Origin of the sequence: Aporhodopirellula aestuarii (assembly GCF_023701485.1) — a bacterium.
GTDB lineage: Bacteria > Planctomycetota > Planctomycetia > Pirellulales > Pirellulaceae > Rhodopirellula > Rhodopirellula aestuarii.
Genome location: NZ_JAMQBK010000032.1, coordinates 31,426 through 57,187 on the forward strand (window position 1 = coordinate 31,426; position 25,762 = coordinate 57,187).

Here is a 25,762-nt window from a genome sequence, read left to right on the forward strand (position 1 = left end):
TGCAGTAGAGAGCAAAATCGCCATACTGCCGTGCTTCAAAAAAAATCCACCATCCCACACTTCTATTTTTGCCGAACCGGTTCCCGCCATGACGGACGTGATTCAAGCCACCAAACGAGACTCCACCGGAACCGCAGCGACCATCCGCTTGCGCCGAAACGGACTTGTTCCCGCAGTTCTTTACGGCCACGGTGAAGCCAACGAACACCTGGCGATCCCAGCGACCCAGGTCAAGAGCTTGCTGCGTCACCACTCGAAAATGATCAAACTCACCGGTGACGTCGATGAAAACGCGCTCGTCAGCGAAATGCAGTGGGACGCACTCGGTATCGAAGTGCTCCACCTCGACCTGATCCGCGTTAACCTCAAAGAAAAAGTCGAGGTGACCGTTGCCATCGAAACTCACGGCGAAGCTGCTGGAACCCGCGAAGGCGGTATCCTGATCGAGAACCTGCACGAAGTTGATATCCGCTGCTCAGCCGGAGCGATCCCTGAGAACCTGGTTGTCGACATCAACGATTTGCACCTCGGCCAAAATGTCACCGCGAGCGACCTTCAATTGCCTGAAGGCGTTGAGCTGATAACCCCCGGCGACACCGTGATCGCTCACGTCGAAACCCCACGTGAAGAAGTCGCCGAAGAGACTGAAGACGGCCTCGGTGCCGAACCGGAAGTCATCAGCAAGGGTGGTGGCGAAGAAGACGACGAGGCGTGAAGCTGATCGTCGGACTGGGGAACCCCGGTCGGAAGTATGACCAAACACGCCACAATGTCGGATTCATGGTCGCGGCTCAACTCTGCCGCGAGTATGCGGGGACGACCCCGAGTAAAAAATTTGACGGCGAAATTAGCGAAATCCGTATCGGTGCCGAAAAAGGGCTGGTACTTTGTCCCCACACTTACATGAACGCGAGCGGAAAAAGTGTCCGCAAAGCGTTCGACTTTTACAAACTCGACCTAGAGGACCTGATTTTAATTTGTGACGATCTGAATTTGGCCACCGGCCGAATCCGGATCCGCCGAGGCGGCTCGGCAGGCGGTCAAAAAGGACTCGCCGATACCATCGCTCACCTCGGTACCGACCAATACCCGAGGCTGCGAATCGGAATCGATCGCCCGCCCGCAAAATGGCAAGTCACTGATTATGTCCTTGGAAATTTTACCGAAGAGGAACGGACTGATATCGAATTGGCCATCATGCGATCCTGCGATGCGATCAAATGCTGGGCGACAGAAGGAATCGGTGAAGCAATGAGCCGATACAACGCAAACGCGACCTGAACAACCGATACCAACCGTTCACGAACGCAGCTCGCTGCGATTCAACTTCGAACAAAATCACCGTTACGTTTTTTCAATTTCAAACATCTTCCGATTTCCCCGCGATCTGACCCGTGGCTAACGTCAAAACCTACGAAACGCTTTTCATCCTCGATAGCAACCACTACGCCCGCGACCCTGGCGGAGTGGCCAAGCAGCTAGAGGACCTTATTGCCGAAGCTGGCGGCGAAGTGCTCGTCAGCCGGATGTGGATGGAGCAAAAGCTCGCCTATCCGATCGACAAGCACCAAAAAGGCACCTACTACCTCATCTACTTCAGCATGGATGGGCCACACCTGCCTAAGCTCGCTCGCTCATTCAAGCTGTGCGAACCGGTCGTTCGTGAATTGACCATTCGCCTCGACCCACGACTCGTTGAGCCGATTCTGGCTAACGCCCGTGGCGAATTGTTCAGCGGACCGAGCGGCGCCGAAGCGGGTGAAGCTCCTGAGGAAGTGGCGAACGAAGAGGAAGCCGTCGCGGACGCCTAAGTCGCTGCGACTTAAGCCCCCCATGCCGACGACCAAGCGGAGGAAACAGAATCCATGGCAAGTTATAATCGCGTAATGTTGATGGGCAATTTGACCCGAGACATCGAGCTGCGCTACTTGCCGAGCGGAATGGCAGTTTCGGAATTCGGCTTGGCAGTGAACGACAAACGCAAGAACAACGAAGGCCAATGGGTCGACGATGTCAACTTCTTTGACATCACCCTGTTCGGCAGAACTGCGGAAGTCGCGAGCGAGTATTTGTCGAAAGGCTCACCCATCTTCATCGAGGGTCGCCTCAAGCAAGACACGTGGGAAAAAGACGGCCAAAAACGCTCCAAGGTCAAAGTGATCGGCGAGCGGATGCAGATGATCGGTGGACGAAGCGAAGGCGGTGGAAACTCCGGTGGCGGATCTGTCCGTGAATCAGCACCCCCACAGCAACGCTACGTTAACTCGAACGATAGTGCTCCACCCTCGCAAGCACCCCGCGATGCCCAACCGACCGGTGGCGGGCCCGGATACGACGAACCTGAGATCCCGTTTTAATCGGCCTCACCTGTTACACGAAGCCTCGGCTTCCCCCAAGTAAATTGCTGGCGACACGGCTTCCACTTTCCCCGCGATCGCCTCCACCAACAAACCTAACCAACCCATTCGCAGTCACCTCTGTTTAATAGTCAATCCGCTATGTCCAAAGCTGCCACTCGCCGAGCCTCAAGCCACTTCAAACGCCTCCCCAAGGGAAGCAACGGCGGGATCCAACTGCTGTTGATCCACAATGTCGAGCACCTCGGAAAACAAGGTGACTTGGTCGAAGTCAAAGCAGGATTCGCGCTGAACTACCTGTTGCCCCAAGGCCTCGCCACTGTCGCAACCGACCACCACAAACGGATGGTCGAGAAGCACCGCGAGAAACTCCGCGAAATCGAAATCCAAAAGCTGCAAAGCTACCAGGACCAAGCCGACGAATTGGCCAAGCAATCGATCACGATCGAAGCCAACGCCAACGACGAAGGTCACCTGTACGGCAGCGTCGGACCTCACGAGATTGTCGATTCGCTCAAGAGCGTCGGCATCCACTTGGCCCAAGACCAAATCCGTCTCGACGGACCGCTCAAAGAACTCGGCCTCTACACCGTCAAAGTTCACCTGCACAGCGAAGTGCAAGCGAGCCTCAAGGTTTGGGTTGTGCCGACCGTTGCATCGGAAACCGGCGAACCAGGTGCCTAACTGGGCACTCGGCTGCGAACGACCTGTTGGCAGCCATTGCAAAAAGTCGATTCGAGCATCGCTCTAATCGCGTGAAAACGAATCAGCTACGACCAAAATGCGAGTAGCTTGCCCGGGGCTGTGGCGGAACTGGCAGACGCGCTGGATTTAGGATCCAGTTCCTTTACTGGAGTGCAGGTTCGATTCCTGTCAGCCCTATCTCATAAAACCCCGTCAATAACGTGGTTTGCAAAAAGCGGGTTACCTTCGGGTTACCCGCTTTTTTTTCGCCCCCTCACCATCACGCCAATCGACCAGATTGAAAACGCCAGCATCAACGCGCCGAGCCCATTGGCGAGCTCGCCGGATGCTATTTCCACGACACCGATGACAACGAACACACCGGCCACAATCGTTGTGGTGTACGGGCGGTTGCTAGGCGGATCTTGTCCGGCATTGTCGTCGTCGACTTCAGGCGGCGATTTGTACAAATTGCTCATGGTGTCTCTTCCTTGTCATCCATCGATAACCGGGCTTCCCTCTTGGTCCGTCGCCGGTCGTCGGGACGCTAAGCGGCGGCGCGAAAGAATTCTACCCATTCATCGCACCGAACACCCAGACGCCATGCACTCCAAAGTGGGCTAGCTGGTAACGCTTCAGCCCGCCCCACCTCAGCGGAAGATAAACAATCTCTCGCTAGAAATCGTCGCAATTCAATTGCGTTCCTGAATGGACTCCTGGGCGACGGTGGGAAGTTGATGTTCCATCTTGTCACGTTTGGTCGTCAAGTAACTGATGTTGTGCTTGTTGACTGGAGGCAAAATGGGCACTTGGTCGATCACGTCAATTGGAAACCCGTTGTGTTCGAATGCGTCTGTTTTCTTGGGGTTGTTGGTCAGCAACCGAACCCGCTCGATCCCCAAATCAGCCAGAATTTGGATACCAACCCCGTACTCTCGCTCGTCGGCGCGGAAACCGAGTGCAAGATTCGCTTCGACAGTATCCATGCCTTGCTCTTGGAGGGCGTAAGCTCGGATTTTGTCGACGAGTCCAATTCCGCGTCCCTCTTGGGGCAAGTAGACGATGGCCCCTCGACCGTCCCGAGCAATCATCTCAAGCGCCAATTGCAGTTGATCACCGCAGTCGCAGCGGAGCGAGCTCACCAGGTCGCCCGTGAAGCAGCTTGAATGCATCCGCACGAGAGGTGCCGCCGCGGAGGCGACATCCCCCATGACCAAGGCAACGGGCTGCTCCGTTTCATGGTCAACGTTGTAGGCAATGATTTTCATTGTGCCGTATTTGGTAGGAAGCGTCGCTTCGGCAGCCCGGTGAACCAGCTTTTCATGGCGACGACGATAACGGATCAATTGCTCGATTGAGACGATCAGCAAATTGTGCTTTTCGGCAAGTTCGAATAAGTATTCACGACTGGGCCGGTCTCCCTTTTCGTCCAAGACTTCACACAGCACGCCGACCGGAGCGAGGCCGGCCATCCTTGCCAGATCCATCGAAGCCTCGGTGTGACCGGCGCGGCGGAGAACGCCGCCCTGCTTGGCCAACAGTGGAAACACGTGACCGGGGCGAACAAAATCCGTGGTGGTGCAAGTCGCGTTTGCCAAGTGCCGAATCGTCGTGGCCCGTTCGTAGGCCGTGATCCCCGTTTTGCAACTTTGGTGATCGACCGGCGTGAGGAAGGCCGTCGACAACGGGGCATTGTTATTTTGAACGACCGGCTGCAGATCACAGCGAGTTGCAACGTCAGGCAAAACGGAAACGCACAATTGTCCGCGTCCGTTAAGAATGAAGTTGATGACTTCGGGAGTTACCGTTTCCGCGGCACAGACGAAGTCGCCTTCGTTCTCGCGATCTTCGGCATCGACCACGATAATGACCTCGCCACGCGCGATCGCTTGGACGGCTTCCGGAATGGTTGAGAACGAACCTGACATGGCGAATTTCCTTCAAAGCAAGCAGTTGGAAGTGGTGCTGGACGTTCCCCGAATACCGGCCCCGAACACTGGACTGGGCTTGGAACTCCTTTCCCAAGCGTCAGTCGCTTTCAAATGTTTCTGCAAACTCGGCTAAATCGTGTTGGTCAGTCGCATCAGGTCGAAAGCAGCCCGAAATGACACGGATCGCACCGCGATATATTCACGCTCAATCCAATCCGTGCCCCATTTCGTCTTGTAAGCGACCTGCGAATCAGTGGGATACCATCTCGCTCCGTTCTTGCGGAGCCAGTGGATGGCTCGGTGTAGCCAGCCACACGCCAACCCTTCCGCTTCATCGTCCACCACGAAGGGTGTGAAGCCGAAGTGCAGATAGCTCACGCCTTCCGCTTGGAATCGTTCGATCGCCGTTGCGTTGCACAATTCCATGGCTCCGACCGGAGCATCAGCGATTTTTCTCGTCAGGTCGTGCAAGTAGCCGGGCTGTTCCTTTCCACGGACAGGAACATAGGAGATGAATGCGACTGGACGTTCTTCGGCATCCATCACCAAAAAGATGCGTCGTTGGTCGAGCAGATCGCCCTCGAGGTCTCCCACCATAAAATCCAGTTCGGGTTTGCGTTTTTCGCTCAACCAACTTTGACTAATCGCATCGAGTTGTGCTCGCCAATCCTGGTCCGCCGGCACGTCCTTCCCGAGTTCGACGACTCGTAATCCGTCCTTCTTGGCACGATTGATCTTATTTCGAAGTTGCATCTTCTTCTTGCCGGAAAAACTATACGCTTCCAGCTTGACCGCGTAGGTGCTTCCCATTTGATTGACGGTGAAACCACGACTGGTAAAAAGTTCGACCTGCGATGCCCGCACTTGGACCGCAGCGACTCGTTTTCCCGACGCGGCTGCGAAGCTTGCGAATTGATCCAACAGCTTCGCCGCATCCTCCGCCGCCGCGTGGACACCACCAAACATCCACAAGTGCTTGCCTTGTTCGCGATAGGAGATGAATCCCGCCACCCCATCAACCGCAAACTTGCTGTTGCGTTTGGAGAGTGACAAATTTCCCGACGGATGTGCTAGCACCTCGTCCAACACCTCCGGGGACACCAACTCATCAATATCGTTGGTCGTGCGAATGTTGCTTGGCTTGCGACCGAGCGCCGATAGGATCTCTTCGTCGGTGTGTTCGCATACTTCAAAGGCAAGTTCTTTCGGCTTGAGAATATTGCCAAACACGCCACGGTCGATCGAAAGATGGAATGGCACCGCCAACATGGCCCACTCGAACCCTCCGAAGTACGCCCAGATTGCGACGGCAACCCCGGTGACTAAATACGTGTGTGCGAAGTTGTACGCGTGGTAGTACCAATGATCAATCTTCTTGTCGACTGACTTGCGAAACGCCATCGCTCCAGGAAGATATCCAACAACGTCAATGATTGCGAACGCAAAGATGGCTCGCAGCCAGTTGATGTTTCCAGCGTTCCATAGAATCAACCCTCCCGAAACTGCAAGCACGAGCAAGTGCTCGCCTCGTATAATGCGGTAGGTCGTCTTTGAATGAATCAGGTTACGGGCGTCCACGTTACTTTCCTATTTTGATGGTTGTTGAAAGGGGTTAAACGAAACGATCGATCATCTGGGTTGACCATGCCCCAAGTTTGATCCCACACCAGCGTGCAATTTCAGTGGGAACACGAGGTGCTTGGTTGCGAAACCAAGGCTGTGCCAATTCGGCGGCGGAGTGGTCGGAGCGGAGGCCTTGCGGAGCATCGGAAGTTCCGACAATTAGGTCGCTGACCCATCTCCCCGCGTACACGCTGAGCGCGATCCCATGGCCACACCAACCTCCGACATGCAGGACATTGGGAAATCGTGTGGGGCTACCAATCACGGGAAGTGTGTCGATCGAGTAGGCGATCACTCCCGTCCATGTGCGTTCGATTTCGACACCGGACAATTGCGGAAAAAGCTGCCTCAGGTCTGCGGTAAGGCTGGCCACGTCCGGGCCCGTTGACGCGAGATCTTGCACGCCGCCTTGCCAACGGTACCGAGGTACTCCTCCGCCTAAGATCAGTCGATGGTCATCCGTCAAACGGAAGTAGTTAAATACGCGGCGTGAATCGATCACTCCTTCACGCTGATGCCACGCCAAGGCGCTGCGTTCACTCTCGGTGAGCGGCCGCGTCGCAATCATCCGCAGGTGCATGGGTATCAGTCGCCCCCGCTGCATGCCGAGCGAAAGATCATAGGCGTTGGTGGCCAGGACGACCTTTTTTGCGCGAATTGCCAAGCCGCCGGCCAAGTCGACACCGGAGGACGAGACATGCTCCACTTTTGTGTTTTCGACGATCCTGCCGCCGAGACGCAGCACCGCCGCCGCGAGTCCGCGCACCAATCGGGTTGGATCCAGCACGCCAGCGACTGACAACTGCAAAGCGGCTGGGCCCTTGCCGGGAGCATCCAGACTGATCGAGACGCGGCCGGCTAAACCCACATCGTCCAATTCCCTACAGGGCAGGTTGAGCTGCCCCATCAACGCGGCTTGTCGAGCGAGACGCTGTCGTCCGGCGTGTCCACGCGCGACGATGAGCTGTCCCGTCCATCGCAAACCAAAATCCATTTGCTCGCGATGAGACAACTCCGCGAGATATTCCACCGCCGCTAGCGACGTGCGGTACATCATGCGAGCTTGCTCCGCACCGTACTTTTTGACCAGTGCTGCTAGGTTTTGGCCAATGCCTGGTGTCAGCATTCCGGAGCTTCGTGTCGAGGCCCCGTAGCCGATCGTTTGTGCTTCCAAGACGACAACTCGCAGCCCCGGCTGAGCACGCAGCAAGTGGTATGCTGCGGATAAGCCAGCCAATCCCCCGCCCACAACGACCACATCGAACGTCTCCCGATGGAGGCAGTCGCTGACATCCGGCTCCTGACGGAAATCATTTTCGATACCGTCAGGAACCGTCAATGGTGACGCAGACGTGCACCAAACGGATTGCGATGGTAGAGGAGAGAGTTCAGTTGACATGGAATTTCTTGGTGCAGTTGTTGGTTGTTAAGCGTCTACGCTGACAAACGAACTTGAGAACGCTGCACAAAGTGCTGCAGCCCCGTTCGTAGCTCTCGCGTGACGAGTGGTTTGACGAGCATCATCATCAACGGCGTGATCGGCAGGTCTGGCTCGACGGTTTCTCGGTAGTGAATCTCACTGCCGCCGTCTGGGAGAGTTGCGATTCGGATCTCTCCGTCGTTTCTCAAGTTTCCTTCAATGAATTCCCACGCAACGCGTTGCCCGTCTTCACAGGTGTATTGCACGGTGTAGTCGGGTTGAAAGCGAATGCCTTGATCGGATTGTTCTTCCAGCAACCAACGCACGCGGTCCTCTTCCATCACTTCACAGCGTAAAACGCCTTCCATTGCTTCACGAAATAGATGTGGTTTTGAAAAGAATTCGTAGGCGGACGACGCATCCGCGGTGACATGAAACGTGCATTCTTCGGTAACAGCGACTTTGGCCATGGGTCTATCTCCAAGACTGAAATGGGAACTGACAAAAACAAGTTGAGATGTGTGGTTTGGAAAGCCGATCACTCAACCAACTTTGAGTGCTCGTGCGAAGCGTTCGTCTATCATCTGTCGAATCCGCGGCATCACTTCGCAGGCAGCTTGGTAGCCGGTTTCGGCGAGTTGATGTGCTTTGGAAAAGTCTTCGAATTCGAAACGGGACGTATCGATCCAAATCATCTGATCCGCGTCACGATGATCGGTTCGACTCACGTGATAGGTACGGATCTCGTTGAGACGAAGAGCCGTTTCCAACATGGATGGCTGTCGCACAGAGTCTTCGTCCTGTTTGTAGGACTTGCGTCCAAACCCACGCGGAAGGTGGCTGCAGACATCCACACCAATCACGGTTGTCGCGCCGCGCGGTCGCAGCAGATTAATAGGCACGTTGTTTAGGATGCCGCCGTCTACCAACACGCATCCATCCCGAAGAATGGGTTTGGAGATGTATGGAAGATTGATACTCTCGAGGATCGCGGCGACGCTATCGCCCGATTCGCGAATGATTTGACCGCCACGCAGGAGGTCAGCGGACACGGTACAGAGTGGAATCTGCAATTGATCAAAAGTCGCGTGCTCGAAGAATTTTCTTAAACTCGATTCCCAGCGTCGCAGGCGAAACTTCAATAACATGAACCACGTTTTGCCGCGGGGAAGCACGCGGAAAAAGCGACTCGGAGTCAATTCGTCACGAAAATTGGCTTCAGCCTCCGCTGGACTCCATCCGGCTGTGTAGCTAAGGCCGACCAGCGCCCCCATGCTGGTTCCCGAAACCAAATCAATTCCAATGTCCTGTTCTTCGAAGGCTCGCAGCACACCGAGGTGCGCCAGACCGCGAGCGCCGCCACCGCCTAGAGCAATCCCCACGTTTTGATCAAAGAGTGACCGGACAATACGGCGTAGGCCGCGTCGCGTGGCGGAATCGCCGCTCGGGTTCCAATGTCCGGACAGCGGAACCTTAAAGTCACGCCCCATGCTGGCGATCAGCGGCCGTACCGGTTCAGCAAACCTGACTCCTTCAGGAATCAAACGGACGCAGTGAATACGTGGTGCCAATTTAGGATTGGTTGCCACTAGCCTCTCAATGGTTTGTAGGCTCACGCTATTGTTCACGGATTCGACGAAACACAAGACGCGGTCGCAACCCATGATCGTGTCCAAGTTGCGTTCGACATCTTCGTAGCTCGTCGACAACAGCACGCGGTCATATTGCTCACCGAGATGGAGCAACTCCGTTTCAGACGGAAAGACTGACTGGGCACGCGTATTGGTTGAGCATCGTGACCTCGAGTGACTGGATTCCCTGGCGGTTCTCAAAACCTTGACGCTAGCACCCATCGCAGACATTTCGTCGCACAAGCGTTCACTTAGCTGCTCGGCACAGTCGGAGCCCCACAAAATTCCAATGTTTCGATTGGTGGTCTCCGTGGCCGAACCGGGTGCGGAACAGGCCAGTCGAACAGCCAGTGTTTCTGAGATCAGTGCAGCAAACGCGGGCTCATTCTTGCACAACGCGTTAAAATCACTGCTTTCAATTTGCAACAACTGGGTGTTGGTAACCGCGAACACGTTGGCGGTACGTCGACTGCCGGTGAGCACCGACATTTCTCCGAAATGCTCATCGCGATCCAAATACCTCAGAACACGTTCGCCTTGGTCGGAATCACAAGTCACTTTGACGCGTCCATGGAAGACGATGAACATGCTGTTGCCGTCTTCGTTCTGCTTGCAAATCAATTGTCCGGCTTTGTAACTCACTAATTTCAACGAATGCGAGAGTGCCAACAGGCCCTCGGCAGACAGTTTTGAAAAGAGCCCTAACGTTCGCAGTTCCTGACAACTCAGACTCGAACTTGGACCGTTTCGCTTCTTCGAACCGCGAGAGTCGCTGGAGACACTCCAGAAATCCGGTAGATCCTCTGGGAATGCTGGGATAACAGATTGGGTGATCATGGCAAGTTCCAAGTTTGAAGCGTCAATGACGAGGTGTAAGGACCGAGAGAACCAATAACGGTTGGCGCGAACGGCTCGGCTAAGCAGCCATCCGGATACCGCGTGCAGCGAGCAAGCGATTCCAATCGTTCTGATCGAGAGGCACTCCAAAGCGACGAAGCCCACCGACGCGGAACCCGTGCTCGGCAGCCAAGCGACGCAGTTCTCGCAGTGTTTCCGGATCGAGATCGGTCCCCAGGCTCGTGTCTTCGAAATGCCCAGCCAAGGTCAACAGCATGGTTTCCGCCATACATGAAAACGCATGGCCTGTACCGATGCCGAATCGCCCAAGCTCGGGAAGTCCCGGCACGCGGATCACTCCGCCGTCGATCACGAGCACGTCAGGTCGCAACTCCGCAACATCACGACTGACGTTAAACGGACGCGACAGGTCGCACACGATCGCACCGTGTTTGAGATCACGTGGACCAAGCAGCGAGTTGGTTGCACTCGTCGCTGTCACCAGAATGTCAGCGTCTGGCAACACGCCGAGGTCTTGAGTCAACACGATGTAGCCTTCCAACTCCAATTGCTCGATGAGGGTGTTGTAGAAATCGGCATCGAGTTTTTCAGAATTCTGCGCGGCATGAAGCACGCGGCTACCCAAACTGAGCGGCTCAAACGCACAGCCTTCCGCTGCACTCGTAACTAACTGCTCGCAGACCGTGGTCGCAACATGATGCAGTCGCGTACGGACGTGTTCTGGAACGCTGTCTGGATTTCCGAGCAGAACGAGACGGCCAACGTTTTCGGCGAGCAGCACCGCCATCGAGCGACCGATCGCACCGGTCGCACCAACGATCGCCGCACAGTGTTTGGCACTCAGTCGATCGCCTAGCTGATTGAGCGCCATCGCAATTCCTTCCGCACACGCGACGGCGGTGTAGGAGTTGCCCGTGGTCAACGGAACGGTTCCCGAAAGAGCTTTACCGCCGCGGGTGACAACGGACGTGAAAGCTCCCAGCCCCACGATTTGGGCTCCGCGATCGCGACCAATTTCAACGCCTTCACGTACGATCGCCATGGCGTCTTCCCGTGGCATGTCAGCCAATTGTTCAGCAGTCCGTGGAATCACGATGAACTCGCCATAAATGCTTTCCCCGGCCTCCGATTGAATCCGTGCATGGCTCAAGACGAATGGGTCCACCAAGTCGGTTAGACGCTGTGCGATGTCCTCCAACTCAGGTTTCGGAAGCCAGGCCAGTGTTGGATCAAAGTCACCAGCACTCATCAATTCCAACGGGTGCACCAAGAACGCAAAACGCCGCTCGCCGATTTGTGGCTCGCACGCAAGAGGATCCGCCTGCATTTCGGTCTCAGCAAGTTGTGGGGCCGACACCTCCATCTCATTCAGGATCGCGCTGATAATCTGCCCGATGTTGCCCTTGTCAAATACTTCGAGGGTTCGTTGGAAGGCAGCGAGCAACTCCTCGCACTCACACCACTTCATGCTCAGTGGCGGCTCAATACGAATCACCGCTTTTCCATTAAGAGTGGGGGCAACTCGCACGCCTTCGACATTTAAGAGGTACGATGCAAACAGCGGTGACAACAATGACTGCTCGGCCGCGACGCCCAGCAAGCTACCACGCCATGTATGGCGGTCAGCACCTAACTTGATGCCCAGCAAATAGCCTCGACCACGGACTTCGGCGATCAATCGTGGATACTTTGCACGAAGTTCTTCGAGGCGAAGTTTCAGCAGGCGGCCGTTGCGGTGGACGTTATCGATCAGCAGCCCGTCGTCTTGCGTTAAGACATCGAGCATCGCCAATCCGGCACGCGCAGCGAGCGTGTTTCCAGCGAATGTGGAGGAGTGTTTGAGGGCAAAGTGCTTGGAAAAAGCACGTTCGTTCGAGAGCACCGCACCGATCGGCATGAGCCCCCCGCCGAGTGCTTTGGCAAGTGTCATTACGTCAGGAGCGACACCGTCCGCTTCGCAAGCGAACATCGTTCCGGTACGACCAAGACCGGTTTGGATCTCGTCGAAAATCAAAAGTACTTTGTTCTCATCGCACAATTTGCGAACGGCAAGCAGATATTCCGGCTGAGGTTCAACAATCCCACCTTCACCTTGAATCGGTTCGACCAAAACAGCCGCGATCTGATCCGCACGCTCTTCGAGCACGATGCGTAGCGCGTCGATGTCTCCAAAGGGAACATGAGTGATCTGTTCAGTCGGTGCGGCGAAGCGATCTTGATAGTCTGGGTTGCCGGTCGCCGCGAGCGCACCCAGAGTTTTTCCGTGAAAGCTATTGTGGGTCGCAACAATCCCCGATCGCCCGGTAGCCGCACGACACATTTTGATTGCGGCCTCGACGGCTTCGGCACCACTGTTGGCAAAGGTGACGTATTTGAGATCACCAGGAGCCAGTTCGATCAGCCGAGCGGCGAGTTGACCGGCCGCGTCCAAGCACGATGGTTGCACCAAGCTGGGTTCGCCCGTCGAATGCACGTTAAGCAGCGCACGCCAGATCGGCTCAGGATTGCTGCCCAGCGGAAGGGCACCGTACGCAGCAATGCAATCCAAATACTCCCGACCACGAGCGTCGCTCAAACGGCATCCATGTCCCGAAACAAAACACTTGTCCAAGTTAAGAGCGTTTAACAACTCCGCCAGATACGGATTGACGAATTCCGCATAAGGGTGACAAGTCGCAGGTGCGTCTTCATGCATCGGTTCGGATACTACCGTGCCAATGCGTTCTGTTTGAGGGACGACAGCAACCTCCGGTAGAGCCGCTGCCATACAAAGGTTTTCGAAGTTGTAATCAGTATGCATGACAGGGGTCCTAAAGATTGCCAGTAAGCCGAGTGTTTGGAATCGACATCGTTTGTCGAACGGGACGTGCGCCACGTCATCGATGCGTTGGCGTTCATCCATTCGCTACATCAGCAAGCGTGAACCAATGCCCTGCGTTACAAGCTGCAAGTGTTTCTTTGAAATAGATGCGACTTAAATTTGTCGCCCTCGAGGCGGCGCAGGTGCGTGCTAGCCTTGATCGCAATCCAAAAAACGAGTGGGCAGTGAGCGATAAGGCACTTGCCCGTAGGAGGCTGGGCGGTGTGTTCCGGCTGGCCGCCTACACGACGCTGCTCACCAAAAAGAAAGCGATCGAGCCGCGGGGTGCATCATCAAAGACTGAGTGTCTCTTGGTCACCGTCTGAGATACGAAAGCTGTGTCCGAACACTTTTTTTAGTAAGCAGCGATGCGTGAGCCATTGAGCAGATAGGCAGGAATCATTGGGGACAATCCTGTTGGCCGTTTGGGAGTTGGCCTGGGTTGTTCGCTGGACAACGACAGTTGCTTGTAGACGTATTGCCGTTTTCGCCTCTCACGAGCTGGATCTCTCCGAGGCTCATAAAGCGGGCAACTCCCGCAATTCTCGGTCTCGGGGACGTCGATTGTATTACTGAAGGATTGCAAAAGCAGCGGAACGGCGCGAGCCGTCCGGTGACTCGGGACCGGACGGCTTGCGCCGTTCCGCTAAAAAGAGCACTCATTCACTCGACGTCCCGAGACACCGAGATACGTGAAGAGTGGTGCGAACCAGTAGTGGTGACTTTCAGCCGCCAGCGGTCGTGCGTTGGCGGCTGGAAGCCACCACTACTTGAAAGATGCAAGTGATCTAGCTGGACAGCGTCACTTGCTAGCAGACGTATTGCCGTTTTCTCATCTCACGTTGCTGAGGCTCTCCGAGGCTCAGTCATCAGGTAACTCCTGCGATTCTCGGTCTCGGAGAGCGTCGAACTAATCACTGCGGAATTTAAAAAGCAGCGGAACGGCGCGAGTCGTCCGGTGACTCAGGACCGGACGGCTTGCGCCGTTCCGCTAAAAATGGCACTAAAGCAATCAACGTCCCGAGAGACCGAGCCACGTGAAAGCAAACGCTGAATCCAATTGAGACACGGGGAATGGTCGCACGCTCAACCGGTTTCCCCGACGCGCATCTGCCGATGCGTTGGTAACAAATCTCTGTACGGATCACTCACAAAGCATGAACCGATCAAACCGTACTTCTGCCGAACGCAAGTTTTGCAACGACGCTGGCGACACGACGCGACCGCGGCAAGCTCAAGACAGGCATCTTCGCCGTCAGCAGCACCGGTAGAAAAACCAGGTCGCAGAGTAGGCAAACCACCATCGTGACCGCTACCAACAATCCCAGACTGATGACGGGCAAAAAGTTGGAGAGCATCAGCACGCTAAAACCGCAACAAAGAATCACTGACGTCGTCATCATCGGTCGCCCCACCGCGTTGAGCGTCGCGTGGATTGCGGCCTGCACATCATTCAACTCGGTGAGTTTCTTTCGGTAGGTCACCATGAAATGGATGGTATCGTCCACCGCAATGCCAATCGCGATACATCCCGTAATACTCGTCGCCGCGTTGAGCGAAATGTCAACGAGTCCGAGCATCGCATAGTTTACCGCGACGGGAATCATATTGGGAATCATCGCCAAAAGCCCCAGTTTGACCGAACGGAACAGCAGCATCATCACGAGGCAGATAGCTCCCATCCCAACTGCCAGGCTACTCGCCAAACCGCTGGTGAACTGGATGTTCGTGAGGTAAGTCAGGTGTGCGTTCCCGGTGATCTTCTTGATTTTCAGATCGGAGAAATGTTGAGCAAGATATTCGTCGACTCGCTGCGCAAACTCTACCCCCGCTTCGGATCCCAGCAGTGATGACCGAGCCAGAATATTGGCGGCACGGCCATCGTCAGTAATCAACGTGTCCAGCCCTTCGATATTTTCGCTACGTGCCAACATCATGACCTGCGCAACGCCCGCACGGTCATCGGGAATCCGATACCAGGATGCGTCACCACCAAGTGCCCGAAACAGCACTTTGTTCACGTCCGCGATGGAGTAAGTTGTGTCCACGTCCGCTTGAGACTCAAGCCAGCGTTGTAGTCCGGCGATCCGCGTTAACATCTCGGGGTCTTGAAATGTCCCTGCTTTGTCCGACTCCAACAAAATGTTGTAGGGGGTGATCCCAGCCATGTGCTGATTGGCATAGTCCACCGCCAGTCGCGTTTCGGAAGTGCGCGGGAACCAGCCTACCGGCGCCGTATCGACTCGAATTCGCATGATGGCGAAACCGCTGACGACGACGACTAGGATCGTACCAGCCCAAATGATTCGTCGGTTCGCCAGAACACGATCTAAAAAACGATCCCAAGAGGCAACACGAGGATTTGCAGAAGGCGTTCTGGGCCGGATCGGAACGAAAAGAGCTAAACAGGGCATGAATACCAGAGCCATTAATATGCTGACCATCACACCCCAGACTGCGATCGTACCGAACTCGTCGATCACCTCCAGGTGATTCATCTTCAAAGCAGCAAATCCGACCATGGTCGTGAACCCGGATAGAACGACGCTCAGTCCAGTTTTCTGGAGTGCGAGGCGGATCGCGGTTGGCCGGTCTTTTCCCGCGTCGATCCCTTGGAAAATTGCCGAGGCGACGAAGATACAATACGTGGTACCGATCGCGATGATGATGATTGGCAAGCTATTGGTGACGATGGTCATCGCGTGACCAGTGACAACCATGCCACCAATGGTCCAAATCTGCGCCGTCCCGATGGCCGCGAGTGGCAGGACCACGCCGGCGATCCGCCGAAAACTTAACATCAGCAGCACCGATATCACCACTGCCATGACCGGCAATAGGACACGCAGGTCACGTTCCATGTAGTTAGTAAGATCGGCTTTAATCACTGGCCATCCTGCCAAGTGAAATCGTTCGCTACCAGATATCTGCTGCAGCGTATCGCGAACTTGCTGTACCAGTTCACGCTGCATGCCGAGTCTCGCCTCAGCCTGCGGTTGCAGGCGTAAGTTGATGGCGGCATTCAATCCGTCCTCGGAAACTAAATTGTTACGGACAGCCGGATCGCTATCAGCGAGCGTACGAAGCTCATCGACCGAGGCGCCCTCGGCAAGTCGCTGCGAGATGCTAGACGTCGTCAGCATCCCATATTGACTGTCGACGAGGCGATAGTTGGTGAGACCAAAGACGTCGACAACGCCTTCCAACTCCGCGAGCGTTTCACTCAACTGCTCGAGCTGTCGTAGTTTTCCTGGCTCCCAAACGGTGTCATCAGAATTGATCACGATCGAGATGACTTCGTCGGTTCCAAACAGCTCCTTAGCATGTTCATGGAATACATTTTCAGGACCATCCTTGAGCATGATTCGCTCAATCGAACCGTCGATAACGAGCTGCGGGAGGCTAAATAGCAGACAGCCACTTACCACCGCGATCGACAGTAGCCAAACCGTCTTCCTGCGTAAGACGAAGTCGACACACTTGGTAATAACTGATTCCGAGAACATGATATTTTCCGATTTCCTACATGTAGTTGATTGATACCGTCAAAAGCCTACTTTTGCTCTCGCATGAACTCGGCGGTGAAAGTGCGTGCGGGAAGGTCTGCATCGGCTACGTTGGTTTGAAAGTTCGTAACCTCAAGCACGGTTCGAGATCCGCTCGTCAGATCTTTCATCTCGATTTGAGTCGCTAGCCGCGTGTCGGCGACCGTATCGAACGAACGCACTAACAGATCTTTGATCATCTTGTGTCCGGCTTGATAGAAACAAACCCGCAGGACAGTGAAGTCCTTCTTGTCGATGGTGAAGAGAATCCACTCGTACATGCTGGGAGATGATGGCCGAGCCGCCACGACCCAATGCCGATCCGTTTCTTCAACGATTTTGCGTTGCCCCAAATCGGAAGGCCGGATCTGCAGATCGGCGATCGAAAAATCGGAGTTAAGAAACTTCTTCTCTCGAGCCGCTGCGGGAATCTGCCGGACTTGTTTCGTTGCGGGGATGTACAGCAAGAGGCGATCATCCGAGGCTGACATGCGATTGCGGACAAACTGCATGCCCTTCAACGACGCCGGCTCCATCACCCCGATCCAACTCTGAACGACTTCACCGTCGCGACGAAGTCGAAACTCCACACGGTTCTCTCGGGGCGTTCCCGAAGATGGAGAAATAGTCAATTTGGTTTTTAGAATGACGTTGCCCAATGAGTCCTGTGCATGGCTGGCTCGATCGACAATTTGATCCAGGTTTTCAGCCGGTAGGGGTTTGGGTGTCGCAAGGAGGAGACCGAATGCAATGCCCAGCAAAACGGGCGAACGCGAAACGAGGAGGTTCATGGGAGATCCTTGAAAGGGGATGGTGTAGCTAGCACTGCCTAGCGGACGACTCCGAGAACTGTTTCACCGCCGCGTCGTATTTTCTCGAAGAGAAGCTGGCCGTTTATCGCGAATCCCCCCTTCGCAGCAGCGTTTTTCCAGAGCCGCAGTCTCTTGCTGAAACCTGGCTTCGCCGAAGGTCGACCGGAAACGAAGAGCACGGTCCAGAGCAACTTCAGCATCTCAAGCTGTGAGAATGAGATACTTCCCACCGGTGACGCATCGGGAAGGTAGATGGCATTGGTTCGAGTGAGCCGCGTCGCGCAAGCAGTTGGGAAACTCCCAACATCCGGTCCTCACAGCCCATGGCTCACAAGGGCGTTTGAAATTTTCTATCGACAATTCGAACCCGGGCCGGCGTTCGGGACTAATCGCCTGCCGTCGCTATCACGATAAAAAATGGCGTGCGGTGTGACTTTCCGAAAGCGAATTTCGAATCGTTAAAATGCAATCGCGGGACTGAACATGATAACGATGGCGCATGACGCTCTGTCCGATCGTTTTCACGCCGATGATCCTGTGGATCGCATCAGCACTGAGAATGGAACTCACGGTTGCCTCAAGCCCATTCCCATGTACAAAAACTGTTTTTCACACCGCGGTGTCATTTAACGACCGCAATCGGATCTGCCGCGTCGGCTCGTAATGCGTGAAGGGTCCATAGCCCGGTGAAGACATCGAGGATGCCGCAGCTCAGTACCAAAGGACTTTCCAGGCCTTGAATCACGAATAGGGATAGGAAAAGGATCGGAATCATGCGAGCGCGAGCACCCCAGAGCATGAACTGCCGGTTATCGGCGCGGGCGGCTTCCAGAAAAAAGTACCCCATCGTCCCCAACAACATTCCGCTGAGCCGCAACCACATGCCGTTTCCCGGGTCATGCAACCCTACCCAGGTAAATAATGATGTGGGGGCAATGAGTATCATTGCTCCCGCTGATAGCAAGTAGGCCGACCAAACATACGTGGAAAACTGAGCGCGATTCATCGTAAATCTCCTTTAGGAAACGATCTGAGGGTACTTCGACTTTGACGAGTGGGACTGATGCTTTATCAGCATTAAAAATGGGTGAGACCGGACGGCTCGCACCGTTTCGCTACGCTTTTTCAGCGACAGGCGACGAGCTGACTGGACAACGCCACTATGTGGCAGACGTATTGGAGTTTTCGCCTCGCACGTATGCTGAGTCGCTTCGAGGTTCCGAATGCGGGTAACGCCCGCAATTCTCGGTGTCGGAGAGAACGAGCGACGTGAAAAGTGGCGTTGTCTGCCTAATCCGACTGTGTTTGACTCTTCGATCTCTCGCCAAAATTCAGCCAGTGGGCACCTTTGACGATGCAACGCTCTTCCGCTGGCGGCAGCATCGGCGTGACCTCAGCAACCCGTGTCCAATGGACCTGCGGGCGGAAATGATGCTCTTGGTGGAAACCGTTGTTAAACCAAATCCAGTTGTAAAAACGGCTGTAACAACTGACCGCGTTGTGTTCCCGATCCCCGGGCGTTCCGCCATGATGCTCAAGGTAGTTTTGGGCCTGAGACCCGATCGTGCCCAACAGCCAGACTGGCAGGTAGAAAACGAAAAATCCCATCGGATTGAACACCCCGAACGTAACCAGCATCACCAGGATGGACAGCGTCTCAGCAATGAGAAGTTTGTGATGCCGTTTCTTGAAGGCGGTTCGCACCAGGAAGGGAATATCGTTTCGGAAATAGCTCAAGATGGCGTAACGCAACAGCGGCTCTTCCATTCCGGTCGAATTGCCAAAGCGATACGTTGAACCGATGTCGCCGCGCAAGCCTGTTCGTGGGTCGGTAGCCGCGTTGTCGTATTTGTGGTGATTGAAATGGTAGATTCGGTGCAGCGTTTCCGGAGTCCCCAACAGCATGGAGTTGAAACAACTGAATACTGAATTGGCCAGTGCACTTTGGAAGAACGGATTGTGAACAAAGTTGTGGGCAACGGTAAAATAGTTGGTACATAGCAACGCTGCCGAGGTAATCGCCAACGGCAAACTAATGAACCAGGCAATTTTGCCGAACGAGAGCGTTCCAAAAACCAGAATGGCAAACTGAATCAGCGCGAGCAGGACGAGCCAGCCATCGAGTGGGCTATGGCGAAAGACTTTTTGAAGCCTCCCCGGTGCCACTGGATATTGCGGAGATCGTTCCGTAGGTTTCTTCTGAGTCATGAGTGCCAAACTCCTACGATAGAGTTGATAAGGTTGCTGGATTGTTGAGTGCCTGCTCAGGCGTCACCGCCACCTGAGGTGTGGACTTGTTAGCGGACAGCACCTCCATTTGTTTCAGGCCTAACCGATGTTTCAGATGAACGAGGCCGATTCGCCAAAGATTTGCCGCCGAAACCAATTTCAATGGGCTTGATTCGCGACGGATCATCGAGAAGGCGTTCTGCGCAACGCGTGAGTCATGCACCGCCGCGGAAAAGAGAAGACGTTCAAACCAACTCGAGGATTTCCTTCGTGAGAAACTCGCGATTTGCTGGTAGTGCATGAACGTGGCGCGGTTCTGGCGTCGCTGATACACGCCCAAGGCTTGATCGATACTCTTCTCGGTGCCGCTTGATTCGCTTCGTTGCGTCTGCGCGAGTGCCGTCACCAATCGATCGGCCGACGCCACCGCGAAGGACAGACCGGCTGCCCACATGGGGTCGATCGACATGACCGCATCGCCGACGAGAGCCAAGCCGGGCATGGCCGCAGGACGAAGCTGGTTTGGATAAGAAACGTAGCCACGCAGCGGAGCAATCGGTTCCGCCGACCCGATGGAAGGCGCGTTCGGCACGCTATCCCAAAACGACCGAAAGTTCGCTGCTGGATCGCTGCGGAAACTCGCAAGGTCCTCTGCCGGGAGAAAGATCCCCAAGAGTGACGTCCCATCCCCATTTTCGTATCCGAAGGCAAGTTTCGATTCCAGGTGCCAGAAATTGGCATTACCACCCGCCGTTAACAGTCCACCGTCATAGTAGGTGTAGTAGCTGAATCGCGTATTGTTGCTGCTCCGCACCGGAATATTGGCCAGCTTGGCGACGGTCGAATTGCGTCCATCTGCGGCGACAACCAATGGTGCATGGAATTGCCGCGTTGTTCCTTGAACTCGAGCCACGACACCTTGTACCCGCTTACTCGCATGGGTGACGAGTTTCTCGACATTCGCTCCCCTATGGAATTCGACGCCAGACTCGGACGCTGCGTAGGATCGGATCAATGGATCAAGCGTGCGGCGGGATAGGTTGATGCCACGTTGCCTGTAATCGGTTTCGGGTTCTTCAATCCATCCCCAAGGAGTACACAGTCGCATGTCCGTACGAACTCCGCCCGCCGCTTCCATGGCATCGGTGACCCCGAGCGCATTCAGAATTGGAATCGCGGAGGGTTGGATAAAATGCGTGCAGAGTTTTTTGTAGTTGTCTTGATTGGGACTCCGCTCCAACAACGCGACTTTCCAGCCACACCGCGCCAGCCGTATCGCTGTTGTGCATCCGGCAAGACTGGCACCGACTATCACAGCGTCATACATCGCAAACCTCCAAACCCTTAAGAATTGTCCCGAAATAAAATGCCTGGGCCTTCCAGCCGCGGACTGTTGCTGGAAGCCCCAGCCACGAGGAGAACGGGAAGTGATTTCGGGACAATCGCCTGGTGACCGACTTTCCGCGAGAACATGAGCGAACGAGCAAACCGTTGGGTTCGCGGCGCGGCACGACTTAGCTGACGTCGAGTTCTCCGCCTCGGGCGAATTCGTCGAGAGCGTCCAGGGCAAACATTCGTCCGGGCGGATGAAAGGCCATGGCGCGGCAAGCACACATGCGGTAGGTATGCTCCGGCGTCGACATGAACGACATGCCACCTAAGAGTTCCACACTTCGCATGGCCAAGTGTTCGATGACACTTTGCGCGGCATAACGGGTCGACAAGGCACGACTCAACAGTCGTTGATGATCCTCGCGAGCTTGCAGGGCATAAGCGAGACCATCCAGGGCGGTCGCTTGGTTTTCCCACTGAATGACTAATTGGGCACGTTCCTGTGCGTTCCCTTTTTCAGACTCCAAAACGCGTTCCACAAGTGCGCTGACCACGCCTAAGTAGGTGGATGAGAGCGCGAGTTGAAACCAGATGTATCCCGTGATTTCGACGGGATTGAGCGCATCGGTATCATCGACCACGAAAACAAAGTCGTCGGGTACGTGCGCGTCGGTGAGGATGACTTCATCGCTTTCCGCGCCCGCGAGAATTTCGGTTTTCCAAAACGGCCGGCGTTCGATTCCTTCGGCGTCCGCAGGTATCAACCCAACGGCGCGACGCCAAACACCCGGTTCGGTTTCCGCAATTAGGCCGCAAGATAGGAAATCCATCGAGTGAGTCAGTGTGCAGGGTTTCTTCTTGCCTGACACAAGCCAGCCTCCGCCCGGTGCCCGTCGTGCACGCATGGTCATGTCCAGCGGCCGCGCACCACTGCGTCCTTCCGCAAAGCCGGATGCCACGTACATGGCGTTTTCGGCCAGCCCCGAGAGCAATAGTTGTCCATATTCCTCGCCAAAGATCGCCCATTCCACCAGTGTTGAAACTGAAAAATTGTGCATCGTGCAAACAATTCCCAATGACGGGGCGCGAGAACTAATCGCCCGCAACATGCGTGAGGCTTCGACGGCACTTGCCCCCAATCCGCCGAATTCTTTGGGGATCAGCATGGCCGGACCCTTGCGACGCTTAAATAGCGAGATGCCCGGATTGGATGGACTCTCTAGGTCCGAAAATGGAATTGCTTGAAGTTCCTCGTCCAACTTTGGAAAATAGCCTTCAAGCGTTTCCCGCTCCAGGCTCAAAAAGTTTCGAGGTCGTGTGTTCGCATTTTCAGGAGTTGAGTTCGACGTCGGCACTCCTGAAACGAACGGAGAGACGCCATGAGAGGTGGTTTGGATCGCGGTCATCGGAAGCTTCCACATTCGGTAGGGGATTCATGGGAAAGCATCGCAAACGGGATGCGCCATGAGTTACCCAACCAAGCGAAGCGGAAACGAGAGTGTTACCAACTTTTTCGTGGTAACCTGTTTACGTCTATCGATGCTAATCCTAGGGAGCAATCGATACCGACAAGGCGGACTGCGTCGAATGACAAATGAGAACCGAATCATGCCCGCACAAGTGCCAAAACAGATCCGCCCTCAGCTTGGTGCAGCCAAGCCTTCGGTGGGTGCGGGCTGTTTTATAGGTGCCATTGTTTTGATCAATGTCATCGGAATCACCATGGCCAAGTTGCTACCCTGGCTCAACCAATACTTGCAATGACAACTCTTTTAGACAATCACATCGGCCAACGTTTGCTCGCCTGCGGCATTGCGTTCGGCAAGCTTGAGGCTGGCGAGCGTTTTCCAGGCCCGGTGATTGTTGGTCGGGCGCGCTTGATGGGCGAGCTCCAACACGTCTGAAATCAAAATTCGCTCGGCGGGTCGAGCCAATGTCAGTCGATCTTCTTCGCCCGCCGCCCCCGGGACTCGCCGCAGACAACCACCGTTAATCAAGTGATTCTCCATCTCGTGAACGACGCGGCTGCTGAGCCCTAATTCCTCAGCCAACTCTTGTCGCCCGATCGCTTTACCGTCGCGAAACGCACTGGCCACCTCGGTCATGATCGGCAGCATCCAATCCGGGTCACCTGCGGGCAACGCATCAGCATCCTCGAACTTGCGGCGTAATCGCCGACCTCGCATCGTCTGTGTCGTGTAGGTCAGAATCAGACCGAACAACACGATCAGCCATGTCACGTAGATCCAAAACAGGAACAGCGGGATTAAACCGAGCGAGCCATACAGGGCCGAATAGGGCACCGCCTTGCTCACGTAAATCTGAAACCCGTACTTCGCAAACTCCCACAACACCGCCCCCACAGCAGATCCGATCGCGGCGGCGCGCAGCGAGACGTGCGTGTTGGGCATCAATGCGTACAGCAAAAACAGCAGCACCCAACCGGCCAACAACGATAACGCGTGCTGCAACACCCACGTCGGCCGCGACCCCGCACCAATCGTGTTGAACCAGTCGACGACCTGCCCCGACATGTACAAACTCAGCGCCAACAGACCGCTGCCGAGCGTGATGATCGACCAATGAATTGCCAGCCGCAGATGAATCGGACGCTGACTCGGCGCGTCATAAATGATGTTAAACAAATGCTCAGTCGAATCTGCCAGCGCGACCGCGGCGTATAGAAACAAGAGCAACCCAAACACACCGATCGAGGCAAAATCGAGGGTCGCGATCTGCGACGTGACTTCGTGCAACGTCCTGCGGATACTTGCGCGGGCTTCCATCGCGGTCGCCGCTTCACCCGCCTTTTGCTCGACGGCATCCACCAATGCTTGGTCTACGTCGGCACCGGGCTCCTCACCATTAAGCTCATCGCCATCGGAAACGATCGAGCCTGCATTTCCGCTGGGTCCATTGAACTCCCCTGAAATCGAATCGGCATTTTCCCCACCCGCGAGCGTTTCTGCGATCCGCCGTTCCGATTCCTCTTTAGCCTGCTCGGATTCCTGTTCGATCTCTTCAGCCTGCTCGTGCAAATACTGGATCGGGATTTCCGGCACACCAAAAAACGAATAGAGCTGGTTCTCGACACGGGTTTGCACATCCTCGAGTCCGCCGACGACGCGGAACATGACCAGACCGAGCACGACGACCGGGATCAACGAAAAAATCGTGCGGTAGGTCAGCTCCGCCGCCATGCCTTCGGCGCGATGGCGTTCGAGTTGGCGACCGCAGTAGACCACGAGATCCCAGCCATAGCGAAGCTGATGCTGTCGCTTGGACAGCTCTTCCCGTGGACGCCGGATCGCATCAAATAGGTACGTCAGCCAATTAGGCAAGGGGCACCTCGCAGCGCAGCGGACTATCGCTCAACCCGGCTAAGACATTGTCCACCGCGATCTCGGACATGGCGTGGCGACTGGTATCCGTGGCGCTGCCGATATGGGGCAATATCAAAACATTGGGCAAGCCGACCAACGGATGCGTAGGCGGCAAAGGTTCTGGCGTTGTCACGTCCAACCCGGCTGCAAAAATTTGCTTGTTCCTGATCGCGTCGACCAGGGCCTCCTGATCGATGATCTCGCCGCGGGCGGTATTCACGATCACCGCGGTCGATTTCATTTTCGCAAACGCGTCCGCATCAATCAGGTGCCGAGTCTCGTCGTTGAGCGCCACGTGCAGGGAGATGAAATCACTCTCGCGGAGCAACTCGTCGATCTCCACGTGGCGACCACCGAGCGATTCGTCGACATCCTGTTTCGCCGCACGCGACGTGTACAAGAGCTTCATCCCCCATCCCCCGACCATCCGCTCGGCAAACGTTTTGCCGATCCGGCCCATTCCGATCACGCCCAGGGTTCGACCGGCCGGCTCAACGCCCAACAAAACGTCCGGCTCCCAAGCTCCCCAGCGACCTTCTCGGACTTGCGCCGAGGCCTCTGGAACGAGTCTAGCCGCCGCGAGAAGCAGCGTTACCGCGAGATCGGCGGTCGCGGCGCTAAGCACATCAGGCGTATTTCCCACGCGGATCCCACGCTCGCGAGCGGCCACCAAATCGATATTGTTGTATCCGACCGCATAATTGCTGACCACTTTCAATTGGGGCCCGGCCGCCTTCATCACGGATTCATCGATCCGATCGCTCAACATCGTCAACAAGCCGTCACAACCAGCCACTCTCTCGAGCAATTCGGTTGGCGTCGGCGGCACTCGATCTGGCCAAATGGACACGTCGTGCAGTTGACAAAGGCGGTCCAACGCCGCCCCCGGGATCTGGCGAGTGACGAAAATGCGGCGACGGGTGGGTTCAGTCATTTTTGCTCATTTGGTTGGTTTTCGATATTTCCACGATCCAAAACGCTCTCGCGAAACGCATCATCGCGACAAAGCACCAGATTTACCTAGGTTTGGTCTTCGCTGCAGTTGCCGGCCCCGCCATAATTACTAACTGAGGCTCTTATCGGACGAAAGATGATAC

Annotated in this window: 22 protein-coding genes and 1 tRNA gene; 8 read left to right on the forward strand and 15 right to left on the reverse strand. The window is 55.4% G+C overall.

From position 1 onward, the window contains the following. Positions 1–88: 88 nt before the first annotated feature. The 6 genes from NB063_RS13080 to NB063_RS13105 all read left to right on the forward strand — a co-directional run bounded on the left by NB063_RS13080 (position 89) and on the right by NB063_RS13105 (position 3,239). On the forward strand, positions 89–715 hold the full coding sequence (locus NB063_RS13080) for a 50S ribosomal protein L25 (RefSeq protein WP_250929180.1): 627 nt from the start codon (positions 89–91) through the stop codon (positions 713–715). Then, the gene (gene pth / locus NB063_RS13085; RefSeq protein ID WP_250929181.1) at positions 712–1,281 is read left to right on the forward strand and encodes an aminoacyl-tRNA hydrolase; all 570 of its coding nucleotides are present in this window, start codon (positions 712–714) and stop codon (positions 1,279–1,281) included. The genes NB063_RS13080 and pth overlap by 4 nt, the downstream gene beginning before the upstream one ends. Before the next feature lie 113 nt (positions 1,282–1,394). Further along, positions 1,395–1,811, forward strand: coding sequence for a 30S ribosomal protein S6 (rpsF, locus tag NB063_RS13090; RefSeq protein ID WP_250929182.1), 417 nt, complete (start codon positions 1,395–1,397; stop codon positions 1,809–1,811). A gap of 54 nt (positions 1,812–1,865) precedes the next feature. After that, on the forward strand, positions 1,866–2,357 hold the full coding sequence (ssb, locus tag NB063_RS13095; protein WP_250929183.1) for a single-stranded DNA-binding protein: 492 nt from the start codon (positions 1,866–1,868) through the stop codon (positions 2,355–2,357). A gap of 141 nt (positions 2,358–2,498) precedes the next feature. Then, positions 2,499–3,041 carry a 50S ribosomal protein L9 gene (gene rplI / locus NB063_RS13100; protein WP_250929184.1) on the forward strand — a complete coding sequence of 181 codons (543 nt, stop codon included), beginning with the start codon at positions 2,499–2,501 and terminating at the stop codon, positions 3,039–3,041. Between the two features lie 114 nt (positions 3,042–3,155). Then, positions 3,156–3,239 (forward strand) — tRNA-Leu (locus tag NB063_RS13105). Between the two features lie 53 nt (positions 3,240–3,292). On the opposite strand, the gene NB063_RS13110 is transcribed toward NB063_RS13105, so the two are convergent. The 7 genes from NB063_RS13110 to NB063_RS13140 form a co-directional block, all read right to left on the reverse strand. After that, positions 3,293–3,520: a hypothetical protein gene (locus NB063_RS13110; RefSeq protein ID WP_250929185.1), complete on the reverse strand. Its 228-nt coding sequence runs from the start codon at positions 3,518–3,520 to the stop codon at positions 3,293–3,295. A 213-nt stretch (positions 3,521–3,733) separates the two neighbouring features. Then, positions 3,734–4,969 (reverse strand): GTP cyclohydrolase II, encoded by a 1,236-nt coding sequence (gene ribA, locus NB063_RS13115; protein WP_250929186.1) that lies wholly within the window; start codon positions 4,967–4,969, stop codon positions 3,734–3,736. A 132-nt stretch (positions 4,970–5,101) separates the two neighbouring features. After that, positions 5,102–6,550, reverse strand: coding sequence for a bifunctional lysylphosphatidylglycerol flippase/synthetase MprF (locus NB063_RS13120; RefSeq protein WP_250929187.1), 1,449 nt, complete (start codon positions 6,548–6,550; stop codon positions 5,102–5,104). A gap of 34 nt (positions 6,551–6,584) precedes the next feature. Then, positions 6,585–7,994, reverse strand: a complete 1,410-nt coding sequence (locus NB063_RS13125) for an NAD(P)/FAD-dependent oxidoreductase (protein ID WP_250929188.1) — start codon at positions 7,992–7,994, stop codon at positions 6,585–6,587. 35 nt (positions 7,995–8,029) lie between these two features. After that, the gene (locus NB063_RS13130) at positions 8,030–8,485 is read right to left on the reverse strand and encodes an SRPBCC family protein (protein ID WP_250929189.1); all 456 of its coding nucleotides are present in this window, start codon (positions 8,483–8,485) and stop codon (positions 8,030–8,032) included. Positions 8,486–8,557: 72 nt separating this feature from the next. Next, positions 8,558–10,483, reverse strand: coding sequence for a patatin-like phospholipase family protein (locus tag NB063_RS13135; RefSeq protein WP_250929190.1), 1,926 nt, complete (start codon positions 10,481–10,483; stop codon positions 8,558–8,560). Between the two features lie 79 nt (positions 10,484–10,562). Next, complete coding sequence (locus tag NB063_RS13140) at positions 10,563–13,304, reverse strand: aminotransferase class III-fold pyridoxal phosphate-dependent enzyme (protein ID WP_250929191.1); 2,742 nt, start codon at positions 13,302–13,304, stop codon at positions 10,563–10,565. 167 nt (positions 13,305–13,471) lie between these two features. Here NB063_RS13140 and NB063_RS13145 point away from each other — a divergent pair, with 167 nt between their 5' ends. Continuing rightward, positions 13,472–13,690 carry a hypothetical protein gene (locus tag NB063_RS13145; RefSeq protein WP_250929192.1) on the forward strand — a complete coding sequence of 73 codons (219 nt, stop codon included), beginning with the start codon at positions 13,472–13,474 and terminating at the stop codon, positions 13,688–13,690. Positions 13,691–14,530: 840 nt separating this feature from the next. Here NB063_RS13145 and NB063_RS13150 read toward each other — a convergent pair. The 6 genes from NB063_RS13150 to NB063_RS13175 all read right to left on the reverse strand — a co-directional run bounded on the left by NB063_RS13150 (position 14,531) and on the right by NB063_RS13175 (position 22,448). Further along, positions 14,531–16,870 (reverse strand): efflux RND transporter permease subunit, encoded by a 2,340-nt coding sequence (locus NB063_RS13150; protein WP_250929193.1) that lies wholly within the window; start codon positions 16,868–16,870, stop codon positions 14,531–14,533. Between the two features lie 47 nt (positions 16,871–16,917). Further along, positions 16,918–17,700 (reverse strand): outer membrane lipoprotein-sorting protein, encoded by a 783-nt coding sequence (locus NB063_RS13155; RefSeq protein WP_250929194.1) that lies wholly within the window; start codon positions 17,698–17,700, stop codon positions 16,918–16,920. Positions 17,701–18,343: 643 nt separating this feature from the next. After that, positions 18,344–18,727, reverse strand: a complete 384-nt coding sequence (locus NB063_RS13160; RefSeq protein ID WP_250929195.1) for a hypothetical protein — start codon at positions 18,725–18,727, stop codon at positions 18,344–18,346. Positions 18,728–19,011: 284 nt separating this feature from the next. Further along, positions 19,012–19,929 (reverse strand): fatty acid desaturase family protein, encoded by a 918-nt coding sequence (locus NB063_RS13165; RefSeq protein WP_250929196.1) that lies wholly within the window; start codon positions 19,927–19,929, stop codon positions 19,012–19,014. Between the two features lie 13 nt (positions 19,930–19,942). After that, entirely contained in the window at positions 19,943–21,277 is a 1,335-nt protein-coding gene (locus NB063_RS13170; protein WP_250929197.1) for an NAD(P)/FAD-dependent oxidoreductase, read from the reverse strand. 187 nt (positions 21,278–21,464) lie between these two features. Next, entirely contained in the window at positions 21,465–22,448 is a 984-nt protein-coding gene (locus NB063_RS13175) for an acyl-CoA dehydrogenase family protein (RefSeq protein WP_250929198.1), read from the reverse strand. Positions 22,449–22,890: 442 nt separating this feature from the next. On the opposite strand from NB063_RS13175, the gene NB063_RS13180 reads away from it, so the two are divergent. Then, positions 22,891–23,046, forward strand: a complete 156-nt coding sequence (locus NB063_RS13180) for a hypothetical protein (protein WP_250929199.1) — start codon at positions 22,891–22,893, stop codon at positions 23,044–23,046. Between the two features lie 8 nt (positions 23,047–23,054). Here the strand turns inward: NB063_RS13180 and NB063_RS13185 are convergent, their stop codons facing one another. Both NB063_RS13185 and NB063_RS13190 read right to left on the reverse strand, forming a co-directional pair. Further along, positions 23,055–24,623 (reverse strand): YhjD/YihY/BrkB family envelope integrity protein, encoded by a 1,569-nt coding sequence (locus NB063_RS13185; RefSeq protein ID WP_250929200.1) that lies wholly within the window; start codon positions 24,621–24,623, stop codon positions 23,055–23,057. Then, entirely contained in the window at positions 24,616–25,599 is a 984-nt protein-coding gene (locus NB063_RS13190) for a 2-hydroxyacid dehydrogenase (protein WP_250929201.1), read from the reverse strand. Before NB063_RS13190 ends, NB063_RS13185 begins: the two co-directional genes overlap by 8 nt. Between the last annotated feature and the right edge of the window lie 163 nt (positions 25,600–25,762).